This is a genomic window from Anoxybacillus sp. J5B_2022 (genome assembly GCF_026847645.1).
GTDB lineage: Bacteria > Bacillota > Bacilli > Bacillales > Anoxybacillaceae > Anoxybacteroides.
Map to the genome: position 1 here is coordinate 1 of NZ_JAPSMC010000106.1, position 3,783 is coordinate 3,783.

Here is a 3,783-nt window from a genome sequence, read left to right on the forward strand (position 1 = left end):
ATTAAACAAATAATAAAATCTACATAGGAGGTAGAATAAATGATATTTCAAAGAATAATATTACCTTCAATAACATTGCTATTAGTGATCTGTCACATAACTATTCTCTATTTTTGGGTTTTTGATTGGAAAAAACTGATTACTAACTATGGTTTAATTATATGGATTGGTTCAACTTTTTTAGGCATTTTAATCTATATGACTTACCGAATTTTAAAATCGAATACGAAAATATTTGTAATTGCCAAGAAGGCAATACTTTTTTCTACTTTGATGGTAATTATTCTAGGTCTTATTGCTATAATCATTGAGTTAATCACAAGTTCCATGCCATAAAATAACTATTTTGTTGTATTTGCGTATTCATAAAATGGATCTGTTAAGAAATGTTGTTGGCTTTTTCCTAAACTCCCATGGAATAATAAAATTTATTTCATCATCTGTGGTGAAGCTGGCTTTATGCTGGCTAGCGGGTACGATAGTTGAACAAGATCTACCGAAAAGACCAATGGATATTGGTCTTTTTTTGGGGGCTGTCTATCCATACCTAATGCAACATAATGTCTATTATGTTGCATTCACCAATGTCCTACAAAATGAGAGAAGGGGCTGTCCAAAAAGTCAGGGTAACTGACTTTTTGAAGCCCCTCTTATTTTTTTCATTTTTTATTAAAAAAGTACACAAAAAAATCGTCCCATCCTGTAAAATGAAGGTACCACCACAACATTTTAGGAGGGACGATTTTTATGAGCAATCAAATGATTACTAAAGAAAATTATAACACGCAAATGACACTTTTTCCAGAAACAGAGGAAAAAAAGCTCTCTAAAAGACAATTAGCCCCTACTTTTAAACCCTATGACAACCGTCAAATTCAAGTTATTTTGGATATTGAAGCCCTCATACCAGAACATCACGTCGCACGAGTAGTGGACGAAATGGTTGAAGCCGTACCAGATGAGCAATTGTTTTCTCATTATAAAGGTGGTGGCCGAAGTTCCTTTCATCCTAAAATGATGCTTAAAATCATTCTGTTTGGTTATTCCCAAAAGGTTTATTCCTGTCGAGGAATTGAACATCTAATAAAAGAAAACATTCCAGCCATGTGGTTAGCTGCGATGCAACAACCCGATTTCCGCACGATCAATGAGTTCCGCGGAGAACGGATGAAAGCCTTGATGGATGAGTTATTTGAAGCCATGATTCTAAAATTGATTGAAGAAAAGTACATCACGATGGAAAACTACTTTTTGGATGGCACCAAGATAGAAGCCAATGCCAATAAGTATTCTTTCGTGTGGAAACATTCAACTGAGAAATTTGAAGCAAAATTAAAAGAAAAAATTCAAGAAACCCTGCAACACATTCATGAATTAACCCAATTAGAAGCTGGAGCGGAAGAAAAAGAAACCGAACCAAATGCAGAGATCACCGAACAGAACCTGGAGGCAGTAGCAAAGGAAATAGAAGAAAAAGTAGAAACCCTAACAGAGGAAATCGAAAAGGAAACAGATCCAAAGATTCGTAAGGAGAAGCGCCAAGAACGCAGTAAATGGAAGAAACCTTTAAAGCTGATTCGGGAAAATTTCTTACCGCGACTGGCTACATACAAGGAACAGAACGAAATCTTTGGCGACCGTAATAGCTATTCCAAAACGGACAAAGACGCAACCTTTATGCGCATGAAGGAAGATCATATGAAAAACGGTCAGCTCAAGCCAAGGTATAACGTGCAAATGGGGACGGAGAACCAGTTTATCTTGTTTTATACCATTCATCAACGACCTACAGACACACGTTGTTTGATTCCACATTTGGAGAAACTGGCGGCTACTTCTTTACCGATGCCCAAAACAGTCATCGCGGATGCCGGATATGGCAGTGAAGAAAACTATGTATATGCGATTGGTGATGAGAAAGAGCCTCGGTTTGATTTTCTCATTCCTTATGGATCCTATGTACAAGAACAGACACGCAAATACAAAAAGGATATCAAACATGCGAAAAACTGGACCTATTGTGAGCAAGATGACTGTTTTATTTGCCCGAATGGAAGGAAAGTTCTGTTTAAAAAATATCAAACCAAAAAGAATCCGTCTGGCTATGAGCAAAGCTTCAAAATATACGAATGTGAAGATTGTACAGATTGCCCATTAAAAGAGAAATGTACGAAAGCGAAGGGCAATCGTCAAGTTCACTGGAATACCGTCTTCGAAGAAATGAAAGCGAAGGCAAAAACAGCCCTTGAATGTGAAGAGAAAGCCGCTATCTACGCTCAGCGCAAAGTTGAAGTAGAAAGTGTGTTCGGTCACATCAAGGGCAATCGGTCGTTCCGCAGATTTTCATTGCGGGGTCTCGACAAGGTACATGTCGAGTTTGGGATTGTGGCATTAGCCCACAACATCCTGAAAGTAGCAGGCATCCGCCAGCTACTTTCGGAGAAAAATCGAAAAAATACAAAAACAAGTGGAGAAAAACGGCTCGTTTTTCTCCACTTGTTTCATTTTAGGGACTTATCGGACAGCCCCTTCGTCAGTCGAAAAAATAGGGAGTCTACTTTTTCGTCAGCCATAAGTTAAACCTCCCAGTTGTATTTATATAGGAACAGCCCTTATTTCGTCTGTTTCATGAACACAAAATTTTGTACCCATCAGGCAAGTTTTTTGATAATGTCGAAAACTTTCGCTTGACACGCTTTTTCGGACGAAATTGGTTAAAATCGTTGATATGACAAGATTTTCGTATAAAAAACTGTCAAACGGCCAATTTGTTATACTAAATTCAAAGACATTTTCCCATACTGGTAATCATACACATCCAGTATGGGAGAGTGATACCTTATGGACAACGAAAATCAAAAGGAACGCACTAACGAAAACAGGGGGAATGATGAAATGTTAAATGTGAAGGAGTTAGTCCAACGGAACATTGACGGTGCTGACAAAAAGCTTTCTCCTGTAGACCAAGCTTTGAAGCGATTTCGTAACGAAAATGGCTATGATTTTTTGGAAATGATCAATAATGATAAAATCAGAAAAAAGCATCTTTTTAAGCAAATGCAGAAAAAAGATTATGATGACAATGAGTTTTTTGAACTGTTTCAAGATAAGCAAGGAGAATAAACATTTTGTAAGGGAGAGAAAGCATGGGGCAATTTGAATTTCAGCAAGGGGATATCATTTGGTTTAACTTCCCGGTGGAAAAACCGAACCCTCAATATAAAATTAAGGGGCCTCACCCTGCTCTTTTGTTACACGACCATACATTACCGAACCAAACAGTGGTTTTGGCCCCTTTGTCATCACTTTATGATAATCAAGGAAATGTAAAAGAGTTAAAGTCATACCATTTGCCTCTTTATAAAAAGGATTACCCAAAGTTAAAAAACGATTCCTATGTGAAACTAGATCAAATCATGACTTTTTCGCGTAATAAAATAGGAGATTACATATGTTCATTAAATGAAATAGATAAAGCCTCTCTACACCTTAAACTCATTGAATCACTTCAAATGCAAGACACCATTAGAGAAATCGTCTTTAGACAAATAGAACAAACGGTTCAAGAATTAATCGAGAAATACGTCGAAGATATGATCAAAAAAGAGTCAACATAGCCCGTTCCTACTTAAAACAATTAGGACGGGCTATTCATCCTTTACACACAACCCCTGCTATCTATAATCCATCATATGCTCCAAGGCCTCTTCAAAAAACTCGCAAGCTGCGACGCTCTCCCTCTGTCAAGGCCACTGTTTCCGTTTTATCCATGATGAGGGAATA

At 37.4% G+C, this 3,783-nt stretch carries 3 protein-coding genes; all 3 read left to right on the plus strand.

Going from position 1 to position 3,783, the window contains the following annotated elements:
* Positions 1–789 precede the first annotated feature (789 nt).
* The 3 genes from M4I42_RS16355 (at position 790) to M4I42_RS16365 (ending at position 3,617) form a co-directional block, all read left to right on the plus strand.
* Complete coding sequence (locus tag M4I42_RS16355) at positions 790–2,580, plus strand: IS1182 family transposase (protein WP_442864122.1); 1,791 nt, start codon at positions 790–792, stop codon at positions 2,578–2,580.
* A gap of 261 nt (positions 2,581–2,841) precedes the next feature.
* Complete coding sequence (locus M4I42_RS16360) at positions 2,842–3,123, plus strand: hypothetical protein (RefSeq protein WP_268853115.1); 282 nt, start codon at positions 2,842–2,844, stop codon at positions 3,121–3,123.
* Positions 3,124–3,146: 23 nt separating this feature from the next.
* Positions 3,147–3,617 carry a type II toxin-antitoxin system PemK/MazF family toxin gene (locus M4I42_RS16365; protein WP_268853116.1) on the plus strand — a complete coding sequence of 157 codons (471 nt, stop codon included), beginning with the start codon at positions 3,147–3,149 and terminating at the stop codon, positions 3,615–3,617.
* Positions 3,618–3,783 lie beyond the last annotated feature (166 nt).